This window comes from Exiguobacterium sp. EF_C8 (genome assembly GCF_054956715.1).
The window spans coordinates 3,069,744-3,087,541 of record NZ_CM143264.1 but is presented as its reverse complement, the minus strand read 5'-3'; the positions used below and the strand labels follow the sequence as shown (position 1 = coordinate 3,087,541).

Sequence of the window (17,798 nt, the reverse complement as noted above, 5' to 3'; positions counted from 1 at the left end):
CATTCAATAGAAAGAAGGGACACTATGGCACTTGCTGAAAAAACAACGACGCTTGAGCCGGAAACGGTATTAGCGGAAAGCAAACATGGATTATTCCATCAACCGGTTGCTGTTTGGGCAGTCTTTTTCGCCAGTATTACAGCATTCATGGGAATGGGACTCGTCAATCCCGTGTTACCGACGATTGCCGAGAATTTAGAAGCGTCCAAAAGTGAAGTAACGCTCTTATTTACAAGTTATAACGCCGTCATGGCATTCGCGATGTTAATTACAGGCGCGATCTCATCACGGATTGGTCAAAAAGGAACATTAATGCTCGGGATCGCCGTCATCGCAACTGTTGCTGGTTTTGCTTCACAAGCAGACAGCATTTGGACGCTCGTCGCGTTACGCGGTGGATGGGGACTTGGGAACGCTTTGTTCGTCGCAACCGCACTGGCTGCGATCGTTTCGCTGTCGTCAGGCGGAACAGCAAAAGCCATCATTTTGTATGAAGCAGCCGTTGGTCTTGGGATTTCGATTGGACCGCTATTAGGCGGAACACTCGGTTCGATCACATGGCGCGCCCCATTCATGGGTGTTGCGACAATCATGGTCATCGCGTTTCTCGTCTTGCTCTTCTTGATGCCAAAACCAGCAGCATCTGCTGCACCAAAACAAAAGTTATCATTAAAAGCACCGTTCCAAGCGATGAAGCATCGTTCGCTCTTGACACTCGGAATCGTTGCGGCGCTTTATAACGTTGGTTTCTTTACGATCATGGCCTATGCACCATTCGTCATGAAACTACCAGCGAAAGGACTCGGATTCGTCTTCCTCGGTTGGGGGATGTTGCTTGCGATCACATCAGTCTTAACGGCTCCGAAACTGAAACAATGGTTCGGAACGATCAAAGCGATGATCATGATGTTGATCACATTCGCGATCTTGCTTCTTTTAATGGGAATCTTCACGGAAACTCCAGCCGTCGTCATCGTCTGTGTCATCTTGGCGGGAGCTGTGCTTGGGAATAACAACACGCTCATCACGACAGCTGTCATGGATGCAGCACCTGTCGAACGTTCGACAGCATCTGCGGCATACAGTTTCCTACGTTTTCTCGGGGCAGCCATCGCGCCATTCATGGCCGGTAAATTGGCTGAAATCTTCAACGCAAATCTACCGTTTTATGTCGGAAGTGGCTTCGTCCTCTTATCCGTCATCATCATCGGGGTCAATCTCAAACACATTCGCCATATCGACCGGACGGAAGGCGGACATTAATTCGATAACAAGACAGCCGAAGCGCATTCGCTTCGGCTGTTTTTGATTGAAATCAAGAGGGGTACATGGTTCTTAACGTGCGGATCGAGTGCTCGATCATTTCCCGAAGTACGCCTAAGTCGATGTCAGTCAGTCGTTTGACGTAAATGCAGGACTTACCGCGTCGATACGTACCGAGACTGGCAAGCAGTCGTTCTGAGACTGCGTCTTCACCAAGCGCGAGATAAAGGACGAGGTTCGTCTTCCGCGGAGAAAAGCCGACATAAAAGCTGTCGCCCTCGCGGCCGGAGGCGTAACGGTAATGGTAGGAACCAAAACCAATCAAGGATGAACCCCAAAGGACGGCTTCATATCCCGTGACATCTTCGAAGAACTGACGTAGTGTGATACCATCTGCTTGACGTTGCGGCGGTTCGACTTGTGCCAGAAAAGCATCAACGGACTGTTCGGTAGGACCTGTCTTTGGCGTATCAGGCATAAGCAGACTCCTTTCGGATGAAGAAGATATGGGTTACTTTCGAGAAGTGCTAGTAAATATCCTGTGGCTCAGAGGTGGAAATCGAATGAAGCATCGTATCGTGTTTCGAGGAGAAGAAAGCAGTGTATCATGGAACATCTTATACGTATATCCAACGCAAGAAGAACTAACGATTCAGATGGTAGGGCGGAATAGTGAACACCAGTTTTCAGTTACATTCAATCAATATGATGCGTTCATCCGTAACTTTGCTCACGTCCATGAGTCGTTACACGGTGAAGTCGTATTCGAGCAGGGAGTAATTCGACTCCGCTTACGCTATGACCGACTTGGTCGTGTCTTCATCAGTTGGTCTGACGGACAAACGAGTCACCAGTTTCGCAGTGATCAAAGTTATTTAAGTGAGGCGTTAGCACAACTTGGCGTCTACTGAATCAGCTGATGAAAGGCGCTAACACAAAAAGAAGGGACGACATTCGGTTACAATATCGAATGTCGTTCCTTCTTTTTTTAATGTGATGGGAGCGATTGATGTAATGGTGTGTTGATCAAGTTGAAGCAAAACGCAATCGTTTGTTCATATTCGGATAACGGAATCGATTCATCCACTTGGTGTGCGAGACGGAAATCATGGAATGAAGCGATTGCGATTGGAAATGACTTTTTCGCTTGGCTGAACATCGCACCATCCGTTCCACCTGGAATAGCGATTTTTCGTGGTGTCACGCCGCTAACCTGCTCCATCGTATCCGCGACCTGTTGCAAGAAAGGCGCCTGTTCATCGGTTTCACAAGAAGGAATATCCTTGATGACGGTCACGTTCATATCAAACTCGGAATCTTCTGCTACAAGACGACGCTCGATAGCTGTAAAGGCAGCAAGAACGTCCGCTCGACCGAACCCGGGAATCGTCCGGATATCCATATAAAAGGAAGCCTGACTCGGAACGACATTCGGTCCTTCGCCTCCTGAAATCGAGGTGATCGACGCAACGACCGGACCAAGCGCCGGATGATGATTCGTCGTAATCGAGAAGCGTTCCGACTTCACTTCCTGGATGACGCGATAGACGTCATCGATCGCATTACGTCCGAGTTGAGGGGCAGAGCTGTGTGCACTTTTCCCACGACATGTCACTTCGATCCCAACGACACCTTTTTGTGCATAACCGATCATTCCGCTTGTTGGTTCTGTGATCAGTAAAGCGTCTAAATCATCCGCGTGTCCTTGTTCGGTCAAATGACGAGCACCCGTCATTCCATTCTCCTCATCGGATGTAATCAGAAGTTTGATAGTGTTTGGTCGTTCTTGACGTTCTCTATATTTAATCAGTGCTTGCACCATTGCCATGACACCTGATTTCATATCAGAAGCCCCACGACCATAGATGCGGCCGTCTTCGATTTCGCCACCATATGGATCTTTCGTCCAGCCGTCTTCTTGAACTGGAACCGTATCGAGATGACCAGATAGACCGAGGACGGCAGGACGTGAAACATCCTCGCTCGCAGGGACGGTCGCGACGAGACAAATTCGTTTTGGTGAAACTTCAATCCATTCTGTCGAGATCTGATGATCGACCAATACATCGTATACGTAACGTGCGACGGCTTCTTCTCCATCCATCGGATTGACACTTGGAATTTGAAGACACCGTTGTAAGTAAGTAATCGCTGTTTGCATGAATTTTTCCCCCTTTACCTGTAGTGTACCCTGATAAAAATACTTCAGGGAGGTAAACTAATTCAGAAAATAATTTACGGTACTGAACGTCTTGAGGTAAAAGAAAAGCGGTGCAACTAAAGGGTTACACCGCGCATTGCTCATTCACTTTTTTCTGCTTCGTCTTTCCACTTCGAATCGATTAACATCTCTCCCGGCCATGTATAAGCCATGATGCCGCCATCCGCCGTGATGTCCTCACCTGTGACATATGAGCTGTCGTCAGAAGCAAGGAAGAGGGCGACCGTTGCCATCTCGCGTGGTTTACCGAGTCGACCGAGTGGTGTGATCCAGGCGTTCGCATCGCGGAACTGTTTGCCTTGTTCTTTTTCTTTTTCACCGACGAGTGTATCGATGAGTGGTGTTTCAATCGTTCCTGGCGATAACGAATTGACACGAATACCATGACGCGCGTAATCGATTGCCATCGCGCGAGTGAAGTTCGCGATTCCGCCTTTCGCTGCGTTATAACCAGACCGGTTCAAGTCAGCTGCGCGACCCGACATCGATGACGTGTTGATGATCGAACCACCGTTATCCAGCATGAGTGGAATCAAGAATTTACTGACGAGGAATGTACCGCGTAAATCGACAGCGATGATCCGGTCGAAGAGATCGATTGGATACTCGTGGACTTTCCCGCCTTGTTCATCGATTCCGGCATTGTTGAAGAGGACGTCGACCGTACCGTATGTCTCTTTGACATGCTTCGCAAGTTGCTCAACACTCTCGACGTCTGAGACGTCAACATGGACGGCTTCCGCTTTCCCGCCTTGTTGTGTAATCTGTTCTACTGTTTGTTGTGCTTTTTCAAGTGAGACATCGGCACAAACGACCGTTGCTCCTTGTTCTGCGAATACAAGCGCAGTCGCTTGTCCAATCCCTGTTGCCGAGCCGGTAATGACAGCTATTTTTTGATCCAGTCTACCCATTGCTAAATCCCTCCTAAGTCGTATCGTTCACCTTATGAAACATTCCCGGAGAAATGGAGATTAAACCCATCGATGCGTCTAGTAATAGAAGATAAGGGGTACATCTACAACAGCATAATCGCTGTAAAAAGGGAGATGAGAACGCTGACATCCGATCAATGGCAACTTGCTAAAAAATTATTACAGGAAGCTGTCGAGTATCAAATGACGCTCGAGAAAAGTACGTTCGCAGATCAACTGATTGATCAAACGACACCTGTCCTTTGGTTTGGTGATGCGACGCGTAGCAGTTGGGTGACGATCGCGACGAACCCATCCCGAACGCAGTTTTTAGACCGGACGGGCGCATTACGATTCGACGAGACCGGTCCGCTCTTTATTCGTCCGAAGTCGATGTCATGGGAGGATTATCTCCAGGAGGAGACGCTGACAGATTCAATCCGGCGCTTCAATCGTTACTTTAAACAACCAAATGTGTACCGGACCTGGTTCGGTCGACCTGGTGGCGGTAAGCTCGAAGGATTCTTGAACGGACTCGGTGCGTCGTTTTACGAAAAGACGTTTGATCCAGTCATTCACTTGGATTTTTTCCCGTTTCCGACACACCATTACATGGGAGCGATCAAAGAACGCAGCGTGTTGGAAGATAGTCCGTTCGGTCAAACATTTCTAATGCGCCTGCTTGAACTGTTTTCGATAAAAGGAATCATCCTGCTCGGGAAGGAACACACGAAACGATTTGCGAAGCTCGAACCAGATATCGATTGGACAACCTATCGACCAACGGATTATCCAGACGCGATTTTTCAAATCGGCTTCTCGTCACGATTTCAGGTCCCCGTCGTCGGACTCCACTTCAAACCGAGTGAGCAGTTCATCGGTCTCGGTAATCGAAAGGATGAAAAAGGCGTCAGCCATGGCACCTATGGGTCAGCGGAACACTTACGTCAAATCGGAAAAATCGTCCGTGAAAAAGTCGCGACATACAGTGAAAAAGGTGATTGACAGATATTTCGAACTCCCTAATAATAGGAGATGAATTAGCACTCTGTATGATTGAGTGCTAAAAAAGGGAGGCAGAATGAGCATGGAAACGAAACAATTTAAGGCGGAATCAAAACGATTGCTGGAGATGATGATTCATTCCATCTATACGCATAAGGAGATTTTCCTGCGCGAATTGATCTCGAATGCTAGTGACGCCATGGATAAGATGTACTACAAAGCATTGACGGACGAGACGATTTCGTTCGAAAAGGAACACTACAAAATTACGATCGAACCAAATAAAGAAGCGCGTCAACTCATCATTCGTGATACGGGAATCGGAATGACGAAGGAAGAACTAGAAGAGAATCTCGGTACGATCGCGAAGAGTGGGTCGCTTGCCTTCAAGGCAGAGAATGAAGCACAAGATGGTCATGATATCATCGGTCAATTCGGTGTCGGATTCTATTCTGCCTTCATGGTCGCAGACGTCGTCACTGTCGTTACGAAACCGTTCGGCAGTGCAGTCGCTTATAAATGGGAATCGCGTGGTGTCGAAGGTTATACGATCGAGGAAGTCGACAAGGAAACCGTCGGAACGGAGATTACACTCCACATCAAGGCGAACGAGGAAGAAGAATCGTATGACGAATACCTCGAGACGTATCGTTTGCGCAGCATCATCAAAAAATACTCGGATTTCATTCGTTATCCGATTGAGATGAAGGAACTCGAACGTCAGCCGATCGAAGGCAGTGACGAGACGGAAGAGGTCGAAGTCGTCAAGACGATCAACAGTATGGTGCCGATCTGGCGGAAGAACAAACGGGAATTGACAGACGAGGACTATACGAACTTCTACCAAGAGAAGCGTTATGGTTTCGACAAACCGGCAAAACACATTCATATCAGCGTCGATGGCGCCGTTCGTTATCAATCGATCTTATTCATTCCGGAACAGGCACCGTACGATTATTATTCGAAAGAATTTGAAAAAGGACTCGAGCTTTACGCGAATGGTGTCTTGATCATGGAAAAATGCAGTGATTTGTTGCCGGATCACTTCAGTTTCGTCAAAGGAATGGTCGACTCGGAGGACTTATCGCTTAACATCTCGCGCGAGTTGTTGCAACACGATCGTCAATTGAAACTGATCGCGAAAAATATCCAAAGTAAAATTAAAACACAACTCGAAGCACTTTTGCGCGAAGATCGCGCGAAGTACGAAACGTTCTATCAAGCGTTCGGACGTCAGCTGAAGTTTGGTATGTACAATGATTACGGCATGCATAAAGAACAGGTACAGGACCTGATCCTCTTCTACTCAGCGAAGGAGAAGAAGTTGATCACGCTCGCAGAATACGTCGCAGCGATGCCGGAAGACCAAGCGCATATCTACTACGCCGCTGGTGAGAGCACAAATCGTTTGGATAAATTACCGCAATCCGAGCTCGTCCGTGATAAAGGATATGACATCTTGTACTTCACGGAAGAGATCGATGAGTTCGCGATTCAGATGCTGATGACGTATGACGAGAAAACATTCAAATCGGTTACGAGCAGTGACTTAGGAATCGAAGCAGAAGAAGCAGAGACGACAGAGGCACAAGTAGAAATGTTCCAAGCGATGCAGGAGATCTTAAGTGGACAGGTCAAGGAAGTCAAAGCATCGACGCGTCTAAAATCGCATCCTGTCTGCTTTGCGACAGACGGCGCCGTCTCAATCGAGATGGAGAAAATCTTGAAAGCGATGCCGAATAATGAAGGGGTAGAAGCGGTCAAGATTCTCGAGTTGAACCCGTCACACCTGGTGTTTAAATCTCTTGAATCAGCTTATCAAAACGACCGTTCGAAATTTGAGCGCTATACAAAACTGATGTATCAACAAGCATTGCTTGTCGAAGGACTCCCACTCGAGGATCCAGTAGCATTCGCGAATGATGTGTGTTTATTAATGGTTTAAATTGAAATGACGCTATCCGTATGAGGATGGCGTCATTTTTCAAAAAAAGAATGAGCTACTCCGCAAAATGCTGAATGAGCTGTTTCATTAAGTACGGTTGATTCTCTTCAAACTGTTTTTTCCGATGACCATTCGCACCAGATGGATGAGGGAAGCCTGAAAGAAGCTGATGCTGTTCGATTCGTCCATCATGAATCAAACTACGGACTTGTGCTTCGACGACACGACCAAGTGGAATCAACAGTGTCGGTTTTCGTAGCTGATTGATTTCAGCGACGAAGTGTTCCTCCGCATAATGTCTCAATAAAGGACTGCGACTGATTTTCGGTTGATGCCCCGAATAATTTTTTTCCCGATAGAAGACGGGTTGCTTTAACAGTGACGTCGGATGTAATAATTCCTGATGTTGATGAAATAAGCTAGCCGTCGTCTCGATTCCAAGCAATGCTGGAAGCTCAAGTGCATCTAACATCTGGACGAGATTACGTCGCATCGTTCCAGCAAAACTGGCTGTATATTTGACGAGCCGAGCCGTCTCTTCTAGCGAAGCACCATGATGGAGCGCATCCGTCTCTTCTAGCGAAGCACCATGATGGAGCGCATTCGTCGCTTCCTCAAAGGCGATTCGCATCTGTTCAAAGCCAGGTGTGATCCCGACGATGACGACTTTAGCCTCAGTATTGATATATTCACCGATCGGAGAATAATAGACGGTTAGATTATTCTCCTGTTGCAATAAAAAATCATCCGTCCATAATTCATCACGTCGTAACGTACGATCGTCAGGTAAGCTACGAATGACTTGTTCAAATATAGTTAACGAATTCATGAAAGGTCCTCTTCTCTCTGTATTGGCACTATAATAACAAATAATACCATTTGAGACAAATACACCCTTTCACTATTTTGATATGGGCACACAAAAAGGACTCAAGACGAGTCCTTTTTAGTTTATTGCGCACGTTCTTTGACCGAAGCGACTTCGTACGTCAGAATCTCGCTACCGAGCATTGGCGATCCTCCCGCTTCACTATTCGCCGGTCGACTATGGGACGCTTTGAAATCGTCACTTTCCCGCCATGCTTGGAAACTCTTCATATCTTCCCAGTACATGTTGACGTTCATTTCATCATGTTCTTCGATGTTTTGTGTCAACAAGACCTCGACGCGGACGAATCCATCCATCATATCAAGTCCACTTGGACGTGTAAAACGAGGAGCGAGGGCAGCAGCCATGCCTTTTTTGACTTTAATACGGTTCGTAACGACGATCATTATGAAATCCCCTTTCAAAAAACAAATAATGTACTTCTTCAGTATAGTACGATGAAGGCAAGAATGCCGGAAAGAAGGAACAAACGATGAATGAACAGGAATACGATCAACGACTACGAATTGAGACCATTGAGATGCAACATCTTTATAGTGTGTTTAGTCACTACAATCGATATGAACCAACGCCCTATGCAGCATTAGACGAACTGTGCGAAACGTATTTGTTTCAAAAACAGGATACTGTCATTGACTTCGGATGTGGGAAAGGGCGCTTGAACTTTTACTTACACGACCGTTTTGACTGCTCCGTCATCGGAATCGAGATGAACGGACAATTTTACGAAGACGCGATCCGGAATATGGGGAACTACCAAAGTCGACGGAAGCGGCGTTCCGGAGGTTTACGATTTGAACAGGCGTATGCCGAGCAGTACGTCATTCCGGATGAGGCAAACAAGTTTTATTTTTTCAATCCATTCTCTTCGCAAATTTTCATGAAAATAGTCGATCACATTTTAAGTTCGGTCGAACGTTCCCCGCGTTCAGTTGATCTCATCTTGTATTACCCGACCGATGAATACCGGGAGTACCTGGAGCGCCATACCGTATTCGAGCAAGTCGATGAGATTCGATTACGAGACTTCTATGAAAAAAATCATGATGAACGGTTCGTCATCTATCGTTTTGATCCGAACAAACTGCTTCAAAACGGGTATGAATACAGTGATGAGCGAAATAAGAGATGAGGAGGTCGGATGATGATCCGTTTGGAGCATGTGACGAAGGAATTTGCGCCGGGACGCGGGATATTCGATGTCAGTTTTACAGTTGAGCCGGGTATGATATTCGGTTTTATCGGACCAAATGGATCCGGAAAATCAACGACGCTCCGGCATTTGATGGGACTACTGGCTGCGGACGATGGAAAAGCAACCGTCGGCGGTTTTGATTGCTGGAATCAAAGTAAAGAAGTAAAACAGTTGGTCGGTTATTTACCGGGTGAAATTAGTCTGCCTGGAGACATGACAGGAGCAGACATGCTGGATTTGATGCAGCGACTACACGGCAGCGATCCGGCACGGCGGCAATTGTTGTTGAAACGGTTTCCCTTTGAGACGAAGACAAAAATCCGAAAGATGTCAAAAGGAATGAAACAAAAACTGGCACTTGTCGGTTGTTTCATGAAGGATGCGCCGGTCTACCTACTCGATGAACCGACAAGTGGACTTGATCCCTTGATGCAAGAGCGTTTTTTAGAGTGGATTGAACAGGAGAAACAAGCGGGAAAAGCGATCTTGATGAGTTCGCATCACTTTCCAGAGATGGAAAAGTCGTGTGATCGAGCCGCTTTAATCAAAGCGGGCCGCATCATCGTCGAATCCGATATTCATGCGTTGATTCGATCGAGTCGAAAGGTGTACACGATCGTTTTTCAAAGCGAGACGGAGGCGGCGCAATTCGCGAGGCAAGTCGGCGTTGAACCAAAGCGGACAGAAGTCAGTTTTCAAACGGATGAGACGTTGACCTTAAATCAGGTGATTGCTTATTTAACGCAGTATGATGTGCGATTGATCCGACAATCGGCGGATGATCTAGAACAGGTCTTTTTGCATTATTACGGCGAGGAGGAGCCATCGTGATGTTGCTAATCCGCTCTTTATTCAAGCAAGTCAGAAAGCCTGTTCTTGCTTATGCGATTGGAACGAGTCTTTATTTGTTGATGCTTGCGTTGCTTTATCCATCGATGATGAAGACAGGTTTACTAGAAGCAAAGCTAGAAGCGTTACCTCCGGAAGTCTTGAAAGCCTTTCAATACGATAAGGTGACAGGGTTCAATAATGTGCTTGATCTGCTCGGTGGGAATTATTACGGATTGATCTTCCAAGTCATCGCGAGTCTATTTTTACTCTCGCTAGCAGCACGACTCGTCGCGCGACCAATCGACAATGGAGAATTGATCGTCTACCTAGCGGCACCGATCACACGAAATGACTATACGTTAGCAGTTGCAAGCGTCATCGGACTCGCTAGTCTTCTTTTCGTCACGCTGAACGGTCTCGTATTGATGGTAGCGGATTGGTGGATGAGCGGAATTACGATCGATACTATGGTATTATGGCGAATTCAACTCAATGCGCTAATGTTACTCTTTGCAATTGGTACATTTACGTTATTCATTGCGACGTTATTCGATGAAGAACGACGTGCTTTTTCGCTTGCTGGTAGTGTACTCGTCCTATCGATCGTCTTGACGATTCTGTCTGAACTGAGTGACAAGACAGAGTGGCTCCGTTATCTATCCGTCTTCTCCTTATTCAATACGACGCAATTACTAGAAGGAACGAATCATTTTCTGCTCCATTCGGTCATCCTATTCGTCCTATTTCTCATTTTCTTGACTGGAGCATTCGTTCAATTCGGGCGTCGAAGTCTGTCGATTTGATCGAAAGTGACGAAAAAAATTTACAGAAACTGAACATTTAGGATTTGAACGTTGCGTCACGCGCTGATTTTTACTAAGATAAAGGAATGTTGTAGTTCTGGAAAAAGAAATGAGGTCTTTTGAAATGAATAAACCATCCATTTATGGATTAACGCTTGAGCAGATGACAGAATGGTTATCGAATCAAGGGCACAAACCATTCCGTGCCAAACAAGTATGGGATTGGCTCTACCGTAAACGTGTCACGACTTTCGCGGAAATGACGAATGTCAACAAGGATTGCCTTGAGTTGTTAGATCAGAGTTTTACGATTGACTCGATGACAGAAGCGGTCAAGCAAGAATCAGCAGACGGAACAATCAAGTTCCTCTTCAAATTATATGATGGCAACTTGATCGAAACGGTTTTGATGCGTCATAAATACGGTCTTTCTGTCTGTGTTACGACACAGGTTGGCTGTAACATCGGCTGTAGCTTCTGTGCAAGTGGTCTCATCAAGAAGAGCCGCGACTTGTCAGCAGGCGAAATCGTTGAGCAGATCATGAACGTTCAACATCACCTCGATGCAGTCGGAAACGAAGAACGTGTCAGCCACGTCGTCGTCATGGGTATCGGTGAACCGTTCGATAACTTCGACAACATGGTCGATTTCTTGAACGTCATCAAGGACCACAATGGTCTTGCAATCGGTGCGCGTCACATCACGGTTTCAACAAGTGGTTTGGCAGACAAGATCTACAAGTTCGCTGACTTAAAACTCCAAGTCAACTTAGCTATCTCGCTTCACGCACCAAACAATGAATTGCGTACGCAAATCATGAAAATCAACCGGGCGATTCCGCTTGAGAAATTGATGCCAGCAATCGATTATTACGTTCAAACAACGAACCGTAAAATCACGATCGAGTATATCTTGCTTCGTGGCGTCAACGACCAAAAAGAACACGCGGTCGAACTCGCGAAATTGTTTGAAGACAAACGTCACCTGACGTATGTCAACTTGATTCCGTACAACCCAGTCGATGAGCACGGTCAATATCAACGCAGTACGTCTGAAGATATCACGACGTTCTACGATACGTTGAAGAAGAACGGCTTGAACTGTGGTGTTCGTCTTGAGCACGGAACAGATATCGATGCTGCGTGTGGTCAATTACGTAGTAAGCAAATCAAAAAAGATAAAGTAGCATCCAAATAATTCGTTGGGCTTCTCATCGTTTCGGTGGGAAGCTTTTTTTACGATAAGAAATGAGGACATCCTATGACACGTATACGATTCAATGATTTTAACTTAAGCACACCGATTCTCGACTCGATCGAGCAACTCGGATACACGGCACCAACCGAAGTCCAGCAATCGGTCATTCCCGTCGTATTATCCGGAAAAGACGTCATCGTCAAATCACGCACAGGAAGTGGGAAGACGGCTTCCTTCGCAATCCCCCTTTGTGAACTCGTCGAATGGGAAGAAAACAAACCACAAGTCTTAGTCTTGACGCCAACACGTGAGCTTGCTTTGCAGGTCAAAGAAGACATCATGAACATCGGACGCTATAAGCGGATCAAAGCGACGGCCGTCTTCGGCAAGCAACCGTTCCGTGGACAAGTCACGGAACTCAAACAAAAGACACACGTCGTCGTCGGTACACCGGGACGTGTACGCGATCATATCGAGCGGGGCACGCTATCGCTTGAGAAAATCCGTTATGTCGTCTTGGATGAAGCCGATGAAATGCTGAATATGGGCTTCCTCGATCAAGTCGACGCCATCTTGTCCGAGTTACCAAAAGATCGGATGACACTCTTATTCTCTGCGACCTTCCCGGAAGATATCGCACAGTTGAGCAATCGTTACATGGATGCACCGAAACGAATCGAAGCGGGTGAAACCGTCGTCTCAACGATTACGCATAGTTATATTCCGGTGACGGATAAGACGAAATTCGCGATTCTAAAAGATGTCCTCGTCGCTGAAAACCCGGATCGCTGTATGATTTTCTGTCGGACGAAAGAACATGTCGATTTCGTTGCAAATGGTCTCCGTGCACATGACTATCCGGTTGAAGCGATTCACGGAGGAATGGAACAAGACGATCGACTTGATGCGATGAAGGCGTTCCGTGCCGGTAAATTCCGGATTCTCGTTGCAACAGACGTCGCAGCACGCGGTATCGATATCGAGAACATCACGCATGTCATCCAGTATGATCTCCCTGTCGAACGAGAAAGCTACGTTCACCGGACCGGTCGGACGGGTCGTGCAGGAGCAACTGGACAAGCAATTAGTCTCGTCACACCAGCAGACGAACGTCGCCTGAAGGAAATCGAGCAATATCACGGGAAGCTGACACGCCGCCAAGCACCGACGGAAAAGGACTTGATGCGGACAGCGGATGCGTTCGAAGAGAAAATGGCGACGGCAGATACGCGTTCGTCGAAAACGGAACAGCTCGATGCCGACATCATGAAGTTGTTCTTTAACGGCGGAAAGAAAAAGAAACTTCGTGCCGTCGACTTCGTTGGAACGATCGCGAAGATTGAAGGCGTCACAGCAGACGATATCGGGATTATCTCGATTCAGGATACGTTGACGTATGTCGATATCCTGAACGGCAAAGGTCCGCTTGTCTTACGAGCGATGAAGACGACGAAAGTCAAAGGGAAACAATTGAAGGTGTATGAAGCATTCAAGAAGTAAAACAAGCCGGTCCATCTCCGCTTAGGCGAAGAGGGACCGGCTTGTTTTCGTCAAAGCATGTCCGAGATGAAGTCCGCTAGCGGCTGCTTGGGCAAGAGAGTGCGTTGCACCAGAGCAATCACCGATCGCATAGACACCGGAGCATGTCGTCTCAAATGTTTCTGACGTCTCAAGCATCGGTGCGTAAAACTTACCATCTAGTCCATAAAGTAACGTATCTGCTGGAAGTTCCGTCTCAAGGAGTCGCTCGAGGCGTTTTAAAAAACCTTCCAAGACGAGGAGGTCTTCCACAGGTACTTCCGCGTGTAAATCTCCAGGGGAAGCAGCTAACGAAGGGATGATTCCGTTATGAAGCAATTGATCCGTTGTTGTCGCTCGCGATTTTCGAAAGTCACTGAGGCGCTGGACAACGATGCGATCCTGTCCTTGATTGATTCCTCCGATAACGCGTGTGGCGTATGCATTGGCTTGTGCTAACGTCGAAAAATAACGCGGGAGAAACAGTGTAAAGTTCAAATTCGTTGATCCATCTGCCGTCTCATGGACGTTTTGACCGTCCGGCATGACGAGTCCTTCTTGATATTTGCGGATGATCCGTCCGCGTGGATTCATGCAATAGGTGACGGCTTTACCATAAGGTGAGTCGTAACCGAGCTTTGTCTCGAACGTCTCCTGTAGTAATGTTCGAAATAGTGCCTCATCCGTCTCGACCCGCACTCCGAGATCAAGTCGGGTCCGCTGTGGGATGACACCAAGCGTCGCTAACTGTTGCAACGTAAAGTCTGCACCGGAACGACCTGTCGCGAACACGATCCGTCGACTTACGAAGGTTTCGTCCGCTGTTTTAATCGTAAACGCCTCCGACTTCGTGATCTGTTCGATCGTCGTTTCGAAACGAGCATCGAGTCGTGGCAATAAAGCATCCTCAAACGCCGTGAAGACGCCAACTGTCCGTGCTGTGCCTAAATGACGGACGGTCGTCTCGACCGTATGGAGACCAGCACGACGGGCGCGAATTGCGACAGCAGGTGAATGCGTCGAGTAGGTCTCGATCATATCGGCACCGTATGTACATAAAAGATTATCGACTTCTTGGAACAGTCGTCGTGTCGTCTCTTCACCGATTTTTGAGACGAGCTCTCCGCCGAATCCCATCGCATAATTGAATTTTCCTTCTGATTTTCCAAGCCCTGCAAATCCAAGATACGCATCTTCTACTGTTCGCTTGCGGATTGGTTTTCCGGCATCGAGCAGTAAGACGCATTGCCCATCTTCAACGAGCTGATGAGCAAGGAAGATTCCCGCTACACCGGCTCCGATAATCGTCACATCATACATTACAGACGCCTCCTTTTCTCTGAGTATACAAAAAAGCCGGATTCCTATAAAAGGAATCCGGACTGAGTGAGATCGCTTATTTCCATTCTGCGATGTCAGCGATTGGTAGACGAACCGATGGGTATCCTGCATCTACTGCTTTACCGATTGAAAGCAACATGACTGGGAGGTAACGCTCTTTTTCAAGACCGAATGCTTCCGCGATTTGATCTTTTTCGTAACCGCCGATTGGGTTTGTGTCGTAACCGTGCGCACGAGCGACGAGCATCAATTGCATCGAAACGAGACCTGAGTCGATCAAGATGCTGTCACGTAATGTTTCAACGTCTTCTGGACGGTAGAAACCTTTGATGGCTGGTACTTGGCGATCGCGTACTTCTTGTGGCATGAGACCTTTTTCAACAGCCATATCGTAGATTGTCTCGATGCTATCGACCGCGTTCATGTCACCGAAGACAGCGATGACAGCAGAAGATGTCTCGACTTGGACTTGGTTGAATTTCGCGAGTGGTGCAAGTGTTGCTTTTCCTTCTTCGCTATCGATGACGAGGAAACGCCATGGTTGCATGTTGACAGAAGAAGGTGCAAGTGTTGCTTCTTCAAGGATTTGTGTCATTTCTTCTTTTGAAATTTTTACGTTCGTGTCGTAGTTACGAATCGAGCGACGTCCTTTAACGATTTCCATGAAGTCCGTTGTTGTTTGAGTAGTCATAATTATTCAATCTCCCTTGTGTATGTTTTTTCTTTTTTGTGGTGTGAAAAACTTATTTCCAGTCTGCGATGTCGTTGATCGGTAGGCGAACCGATGGGTATCCTGCATCTACTGCTTTACCGATTGAAAGCAACATGACTGGGAGGTAACGCTCTTTTTCAAGACCGAATGCTTCTGCGATTTGATCTTTTTCGTAACCACCGATTGGGTTCGTATCATATCCGTGCGCACGAGCGACGAGCATCAATTGCATCGAAACGAGACCTGAGTCGATCATGATGCTATCTTTCAAATCGTTTGCTGAGATACTGCTGTACATGCCTTGGATTGCAGGTACTTGGCGATCGCGTACTTCTTGTGGCATGAGCCCTTTCGCAACAGCTGTGTCGTAGATGTTTTCGAGTTGATCGACTGCGTTCATGTCACCGAAGACAGCGATGACAGCAGAAGATGTCTCGACTTGGACTTGGTTGAATTTCGCGAGTGGTGCAAGTGTTGCTTTTCCTTCTTCGCTATCGATGACGAGGAAACGCCATGGTTGCATGTTGACGGAAGATGGTGCAAGTGTTGCTTCTTCAAGGATTTGTGTCATTTCTTCTTTTGAAATTTTTACGTTCGTGTCGTAGTTACGAATCGAGCGACGTCCTTTAACGATTTCCATGAAGTCTGTTTGAGTTTGCGTTGCCATATTAAATCGACTCCTCTTTTAGTTTAGGTAATGCGTCAGCGTTTGCTTCGATGCGCTGAATCATCTCAGCTAACGTCCGTTGTTCTTCAGCAGAGAATCCTTCGAGTAGATCCTCGAGAAACTCATCTTTTTGTTCGCGTAATTGAGCGATGCGCGTCGCCCCTTGTTCCGTTAAAGAAACAAGAATCACCCGATTGTCAGCAGCTGAACGCTCGCGAGCAATCATCCCGGTCGATTCCAGGTGCTTGAGATGACGGGTCACTGCCGCATGATCCACATTAACGCGTTTTTGTAACTCTTTTTGGCTAATCGTTTGATCGACTTGTAGTTGAGCGAGTAGATCCATTCGAGTCTGACTAAAACCATCCGTACAGAGATCGAATTTTTGAGCAATCGTCTTATTGACAGAAACGAGTGCATAGATCAACCGTCCTTTTTCAGTGCAGGAGATACTCAATCCATCACATCCTTCCCTTCGTTCGAAGAAACCTTTGACGTATCAAAGATTGATATGTAAACGAATATAACGTGTTTAATTTGATGGCGCAACTTATTTGCTTTTAACATAAAAAGAGATATCATTCACGCGGAATGATATCGAGTCAGGCGACTTAGCTAATTTGGCGTTTAGACGCTGGAATTCCTTTTGCATCGATCGCTGCAATGATCCGACGGAAATAGAACAACCAAAATTGTAGGAATGGTCCGATTAAGAAAATCGAGAGGATTGTACCGAAGAAAACAGGACCACCGAGCAACCAGCCAATGCCGCATGCCGTGACCTCCATGATCGTCCGCATCAGACGAATCGACGTTCCAAATCGCTCTGCAAGTGTCAGCGTCAACCCATCGCGTGGACCGGCTCCATATCCGACAGCAACATAAAGACCTGCCCCCATGCCGATGATGAAGATGCCGAAAATCAACCAGATCGTATTCAACCAGATCGACTCAAAAGAGGGTAAGAGATGAGAATTAAGGACAAGATTCATGAAGACACCGACGAAAATCGCGTTGACGAGTGTTCCAATTTGTGGTGTGACGCGGTCTAATGTGTACTTAACGAACACGAGTAATAGACCAACGAGCAAAATAATCGTTCCGACGGACAGTGGTGTTTTCTTTTGGAGACCGAGATGCAATACATCCCACGTCGAGACACCGAGTTCAGCCGTGATCATCATCGATGAGCCGAGAGCGAGTAAAAATAAACCGAGTAGGAAGAGTCCCCACTTTAACGTAGCGCGTAATAACCAGGAAGCACGATGACGCGTCATGTCTAACACCTCATTTCTTAAA

Annotated in this window: 19 protein-coding genes; 9 read left to right on the top strand and 10 right to left on the bottom strand. The window is 46.9% G+C overall.

The features are described from left to right. The first annotated feature begins 24 nt into the window (after positions 1 to 24). Positions 25 to 1,263: an MFS transporter gene (locus ACY2IG_RS16290; RefSeq protein WP_035411817.1), complete on the top strand. Its 1,239-nt coding sequence runs from the start codon at positions 25 to 27 to the stop codon at positions 1,261 to 1,263. Positions 1,264 to 1,315: 52 nt separating this feature from the next. On the opposite strand, the gene ACY2IG_RS16285 is transcribed toward ACY2IG_RS16290, so the two are convergent. Beyond that, complete coding sequence (locus ACY2IG_RS16285) at positions 1,316 to 1,741, bottom strand: DUF1801 domain-containing protein (RefSeq protein ID WP_462618216.1); 426 nt, start codon at positions 1,739 to 1,741, stop codon at positions 1,316 to 1,318. A gap of 85 nt (positions 1,742 to 1,826) precedes the next feature. Here ACY2IG_RS16285 and ACY2IG_RS16280 point away from each other — a divergent pair, with 85 nt between their 5' ends. Beyond that, positions 1,827 to 2,174 carry a hypothetical protein gene (locus ACY2IG_RS16280; protein ID WP_462618215.1) on the top strand — a complete coding sequence of 116 codons (348 nt, stop codon included), beginning with the start codon at positions 1,827 to 1,829 and terminating at the stop codon, positions 2,172 to 2,174. A 77-nt stretch (positions 2,175 to 2,251) separates the two neighbouring features. On the opposite strand, the gene ACY2IG_RS16275 is transcribed toward ACY2IG_RS16280, so the two are convergent. After that, complete coding sequence (locus ACY2IG_RS16275) at positions 2,252 to 3,424, bottom strand: M20 family metallopeptidase (protein ID WP_462618214.1); 1,173 nt, start codon at positions 3,422 to 3,424, stop codon at positions 2,252 to 2,254. A 140-nt stretch (positions 3,425 to 3,564) separates the two neighbouring features. Next, a complete protein-coding gene (locus ACY2IG_RS16270; RefSeq protein ID WP_056064722.1) occupies positions 3,565 to 4,395 on the bottom strand; it encodes an SDR family oxidoreductase in 831 nt (276 codons plus the stop codon). A 135-nt stretch (positions 4,396 to 4,530) separates the two neighbouring features. On the opposite strand from ACY2IG_RS16270, the gene ACY2IG_RS16265 reads away from it, so the two are divergent. Both ACY2IG_RS16265 and htpG read left to right on the top strand, forming a co-directional pair. Further along, positions 4,531 to 5,400 (top strand): hypothetical protein, encoded by an 870-nt coding sequence (locus ACY2IG_RS16265; protein ID WP_462618213.1) that lies wholly within the window; start codon positions 4,531 to 4,533, stop codon positions 5,398 to 5,400. Positions 5,401 to 5,482: 82 nt separating this feature from the next. After that, entirely contained in the window at positions 5,483 to 7,345 is a 1,863-nt protein-coding gene (htpG, locus tag ACY2IG_RS16260) for a molecular chaperone HtpG (protein ID WP_462618212.1), read from the top strand. 55 nt (positions 7,346 to 7,400) lie between these two features. Here the strand turns inward: htpG and ACY2IG_RS16255 are convergent, their stop codons facing one another. Together ACY2IG_RS16255 and ACY2IG_RS16250 are read right to left on the bottom strand one after the other, a co-directional pair. After that, positions 7,401 to 8,174 (bottom strand): uracil-DNA glycosylase family protein, encoded by a 774-nt coding sequence (locus tag ACY2IG_RS16255; RefSeq protein WP_462618211.1) that lies wholly within the window; start codon positions 8,172 to 8,174, stop codon positions 7,401 to 7,403. Positions 8,175 to 8,296: 122 nt separating this feature from the next. Beyond that, the gene (locus ACY2IG_RS16250) at positions 8,297 to 8,620 is read right to left on the bottom strand and encodes a heme oxygenase (protein WP_462618210.1); all 324 of its coding nucleotides are present in this window, start codon (positions 8,618 to 8,620) and stop codon (positions 8,297 to 8,299) included. Positions 8,621 to 8,706: 86 nt separating this feature from the next. Between ACY2IG_RS16250 and ACY2IG_RS16245 the strand changes: the two genes are divergently transcribed. The 5 genes from ACY2IG_RS16245 (at position 8,707) to ACY2IG_RS16225 (ending at position 13,761) form a co-directional block, all read left to right on the top strand. Next, positions 8,707 to 9,366: a methyltransferase gene (locus ACY2IG_RS16245; protein WP_462618209.1), complete on the top strand. Its 660-nt coding sequence runs from the start codon at positions 8,707 to 8,709 to the stop codon at positions 9,364 to 9,366. A 12-nt stretch (positions 9,367 to 9,378) separates the two neighbouring features. Then, on the top strand, positions 9,379 to 10,260 hold the full coding sequence (locus tag ACY2IG_RS16240) for an ABC transporter ATP-binding protein (RefSeq protein WP_462618208.1): 882 nt from the start codon (positions 9,379 to 9,381) through the stop codon (positions 10,258 to 10,260). Beyond that, a complete protein-coding gene (locus ACY2IG_RS16235; RefSeq protein WP_462618727.1) occupies positions 10,260 to 11,063 on the top strand; it encodes an ABC transporter permease subunit in 804 nt (267 codons plus the stop codon). Before ACY2IG_RS16240 ends, ACY2IG_RS16235 begins: the two co-directional genes overlap by 1 nt. A 124-nt stretch (positions 11,064 to 11,187) precedes the next feature. Beyond that, complete coding sequence (gene rlmN / locus ACY2IG_RS16230; protein WP_023469793.1) at positions 11,188 to 12,261, top strand: dual-specificity RNA methyltransferase RlmN; 1,074 nt, start codon at positions 11,188 to 11,190, stop codon at positions 12,259 to 12,261. A gap of 63 nt (positions 12,262 to 12,324) precedes the next feature. Continuing rightward, positions 12,325 to 13,761: a DEAD/DEAH box helicase gene (locus ACY2IG_RS16225; protein WP_035411845.1), complete on the top strand. Its 1,437-nt coding sequence runs from the start codon at positions 12,325 to 12,327 to the stop codon at positions 13,759 to 13,761. 21 nt (positions 13,762 to 13,782) lie between these two features. Here the strand turns inward: ACY2IG_RS16225 and ACY2IG_RS16220 are convergent, their stop codons facing one another. The 5 genes from ACY2IG_RS16220 to ACY2IG_RS16200 form a co-directional block, all read right to left on the bottom strand. Next, positions 13,783 to 15,099 carry an NAD(P)/FAD-dependent oxidoreductase gene (locus ACY2IG_RS16220; protein WP_462618207.1) on the bottom strand — a complete coding sequence of 439 codons (1,317 nt, stop codon included), beginning with the start codon at positions 15,097 to 15,099 and terminating at the stop codon, positions 13,783 to 13,785. A gap of 76 nt (positions 15,100 to 15,175) precedes the next feature. Continuing rightward, complete coding sequence (locus tag ACY2IG_RS16215; RefSeq protein ID WP_023469790.1) at positions 15,176 to 15,811, bottom strand: nitroreductase family protein; 636 nt, start codon at positions 15,809 to 15,811, stop codon at positions 15,176 to 15,178. A gap of 52 nt (positions 15,812 to 15,863) precedes the next feature. Next, positions 15,864 to 16,499, bottom strand: coding sequence for a nitroreductase family protein (locus ACY2IG_RS16210; RefSeq protein ID WP_462618206.1), 636 nt, complete (start codon positions 16,497 to 16,499; stop codon positions 15,864 to 15,866). 1 nt (position 16,500) lies between these two features. Continuing rightward, complete coding sequence (locus ACY2IG_RS16205) at positions 16,501 to 16,956, bottom strand: MarR family winged helix-turn-helix transcriptional regulator (RefSeq protein WP_035411854.1); 456 nt, start codon at positions 16,954 to 16,956, stop codon at positions 16,501 to 16,503. Positions 16,957 to 17,110: 154 nt separating this feature from the next. Beyond that, positions 17,111 to 17,776, bottom strand: a complete 666-nt coding sequence (locus ACY2IG_RS16200; RefSeq protein WP_035411857.1) for a YczE/YyaS/YitT family protein — start codon at positions 17,774 to 17,776, stop codon at positions 17,111 to 17,113. Positions 17,777 to 17,798: the final 22 nt, after the last annotated feature.

Coding starts and splice junctions, on each gene's coding strand:
- ACY2IG_RS16220 (WP_462618207.1), bottom strand. CDS start 15,099: ATGTATGATGTGACGATTATCGGAGCCGGTGTAGCGGGAATCTTCCTT.
- ACY2IG_RS16215 (WP_023469790.1), bottom strand. CDS start 15,811: ATGACTACTCAAACAACAACGGACTTCATGGAAATCGTTAAAGGACGT.
- ACY2IG_RS16290 (WP_035411817.1), top strand. CDS start 25: ATGGCACTTGCTGAAAAAACAACGACGCTTGAGCCGGAAACGGTATTA.
- ACY2IG_RS16200 (WP_035411857.1), bottom strand. CDS start 17,776: ATGACGCGTCATCGTGCTTCCTGGTTATTACGCGCTACGTTAAAGTGG.
- ACY2IG_RS16250 (WP_462618210.1), bottom strand. CDS start 8,620: ATGATCGTCGTTACGAACCGTATTAAAGTCAAAAAAGGCATGGCTGCT.
- ACY2IG_RS16255 (WP_462618211.1), bottom strand. CDS start 8,174: ATGAATTCGTTAACTATATTTGAACAAGTCATTCGTAGCTTACCTGAC.
- ACY2IG_RS16210 (WP_462618206.1), bottom strand. CDS start 16,499: ATGGCAACGCAAACTCAAACAGACTTCATGGAAATCGTTAAAGGACGT.
- rlmN (WP_023469793.1), top strand. CDS start 11,188: ATGAATAAACCATCCATTTATGGATTAACGCTTGAGCAGATGACAGAA.
- htpG (WP_462618212.1), top strand. CDS start 5,483: ATGGAAACGAAACAATTTAAGGCGGAATCAAAACGATTGCTGGAGATG.
- ACY2IG_RS16280 (WP_462618215.1), top strand. CDS start 1,827: ATGAAGCATCGTATCGTGTTTCGAGGAGAAGAAAGCAGTGTATCATGG.
- ACY2IG_RS16235 (WP_462618727.1), top strand. CDS start 10,260: ATGTTGCTAATCCGCTCTTTATTCAAGCAAGTCAGAAAGCCTGTTCTT.
- ACY2IG_RS16265 (WP_462618213.1), top strand. CDS start 4,531: ATGAGAACGCTGACATCCGATCAATGGCAACTTGCTAAAAAATTATTA.
- ACY2IG_RS16225 (WP_035411845.1), top strand. CDS start 12,325: ATGACACGTATACGATTCAATGATTTTAACTTAAGCACACCGATTCTC.
- ACY2IG_RS16275 (WP_462618214.1), bottom strand. CDS start 3,424: ATGCAAACAGCGATTACTTACTTACAACGGTGTCTTCAAATTCCAAGT.
- ACY2IG_RS16240 (WP_462618208.1), top strand. CDS start 9,379: ATGATCCGTTTGGAGCATGTGACGAAGGAATTTGCGCCGGGACGCGGG.
- ACY2IG_RS16270 (WP_056064722.1), bottom strand. CDS start 4,395: ATGGGTAGACTGGATCAAAAAATAGCTGTCATTACCGGCTCGGCAACA.
- ACY2IG_RS16245 (WP_462618209.1), top strand. CDS start 8,707: ATGAATGAACAGGAATACGATCAACGACTACGAATTGAGACCATTGAG.
- ACY2IG_RS16285 (WP_462618216.1), bottom strand. CDS start 1,741: ATGCCTGATACGCCAAAGACAGGTCCTACCGAACAGTCCGTTGATGCT.